Here is a 2075-nt window from a genome sequence, read left to right on the forward strand (position 1 = left end):
GTCAACTTCAGCGGGCTGCCGGTCGACACCTACCAAGTGCGTCTGTCCGCCTTCGATGACAATGGTCTGGAAGGTATGACCTCGGTCTACCAGATCCTCTATCTGCCGGCCTGGCGTCGCAATGCCCCATGAGCCGGGGCGCTCGGGCGCCTTCTCGATGTCCGGGCGGCTGTTCCGGCGCATCGTCCGTGAATGGGCGTTGCTGGCGCTGATCCTGCTGCCGCTGGTCGCCTTTCTCGCGCAGGGGCGACTGAGCACGCTCGACAACCTGATCTACGACCGCTTGCTCGGCTGGACCGCAGTGCCGCAGGACTCGCGCTTGCTGCTGGTGGAGATCGATGACCGCAGCCTGGCGGCCATCGGGCGCTGGCCCTGGCCCAGAGGCGTGCATGCCGACCTGATCGAGCGTCTGCACCAGGCGGGGGCCGAACTGGTGTTGTTCGACGTGATCTTCACCGAATCGGCCCGTCCTGAAGAGGATGAGCCGCTGGCCAGGGCAGTCTGTCGCTCAGGCAATCTGCTCCTGCCGCTGCTGCGTGACGGCAGGACCCGGCAGGGCCAGGCTCCGGGTGAGATCCTGCCCTTTTCATCGCTGCGCGAGTGTGCGCTCGGCCTCGGTCACATCAATGTCGAGGCGGATGGCGACGGCGTGGTGCGCTCCGTCTACCTGCACGAGGGCCCGCCGGGGCGAACGCGCCCCCTGCTCGCGCTGCAGGCCTTCGCCCATCTGCAGCCGGATGCCGCCGCCGAGTTGCCGGGGCGCCCGGAAGGGGAACTGCTGGCCGGCTGGCAGCGGCAGAACAGGATCCGCATTCCATTCTCGCGGCAGTTCCCCGTCGTGCCCTATCTGAGCGTGCTGCGCGGTGAAGTGCCGGGCAGCCTGTTGCGCGGTCGCGTGGTATTGGTCGGCGCCAGCGCGCCGGGTCTGGGCGACCGCTACGTCACTCCCGTGGCCGGTAGTGCGGGCGTGACGCCGGGGGTGGCGATCCAGGCCAGCATTCTCAACGGCTTGCTGCAACGGCGCAGCATCGTCGAGCCCGCCGCCTGGGTCACGGCGCTGATGGCCTGCCTGCCGGTGGCGTTGCTGCTGATCGCCTTCCTGCTGGCGCGCTTGCGTCATGCCCTGGCGCTGACACTGCTGATGGCCGCCGCGAGCCTGGCGCTGTCCTGGGGGCTGCTGTCCAGCGGCTGGTGGTGGTCGCCCGCAGCGAGTCTGCTGGGGCTGCTGTTGACCTACCTGCTGTGGCACTGGCGGCGGCAGAGTGCGGTCCTGGCCTACTTCGGCTGGGAGCTGGCCCGCCTGGACGCCGAACCCCGCGTACTTCCCGAGCAGGACATGGCGGCCGCCCCCGAGGGGGATGTGCTGCAGCAACGCATCATGGCGCTGGAGCGCGCGCTGGCGCGGGTTCGCGACACCCGCCGCTTCATGACCGAGGGGCTTGAGCAACTGCCCGTGGCGACACTGGTGTGCGATCCGCAGGGGCTGATCCTGCTGAGCAGCGCAAGGGCCCGGCACATCGTCGGCGATGCCCGTCTGGGCGGGCAGGTGAACGAGTTGCTGGTCGAGCTTGGCTATCCGCCGGGCCTCGCGGGTGACCTGCGTGACATGGGGGGCGTGGAGTTCCGCAGCCCGTCCGGCCTGCACCTGCGCCTGGAGGTGGCAGCGATGCGCTCTGCCAGCGGAGCGCTGGCGCTGGGCTGGCTGGTGGCCCTGCTCGACCTGAGCGCCGAGCGCGAGGCGCAGGCGCAGCGCAGCACCATGCTGCGCTTTCTGTCGCATGACCTGCGGGCGCCGCACTCGGCGATTCTCGCCCTGCTCGAGCTGCAGAAACGCGCGACGCCGGGTGACGACAGCGTGCTGCAACAGATCGAGGGACAGGTCCGGCGGGCGCTGGGCCTGACCGAGGACTTCGTTCAGCTGACGCGTGCCGAGTCCGAGGACTATCGCTTCGAACCGACCCTGATCGGGACGATCGCGCTGGACGCCTTCGAGCAGGCCTGGCCGCTGGGGCGAGCCAAAGGCATCGAGCTGGTGCACCGGCTGGACGACGACGAGACGCTGGTCAGCGCCGACC

Annotated in this window: 1 protein-coding gene; it reads left to right on the forward strand. The window is 69.5% G+C overall.

Annotated features, from left to right (window positions below; translation table 11 throughout):
* Positions 1–121 precede the first annotated feature (121 nt).
* Positions 122–2075, forward strand: a 1954-nt coding sequence (locus J0A65_RS22600) for a CHASE2 domain-containing protein (RefSeq protein ID WP_206596563.1), incomplete at its 3' end; no start/stop codon positions are given.

The organism is Bowmanella yangjiangensis, assembly GCF_017255015.1.
Lineage (GTDB): Bacteria > Pseudomonadota > Gammaproteobacteria > Enterobacterales > Alteromonadaceae > Bowmanella > Bowmanella yangjiangensis.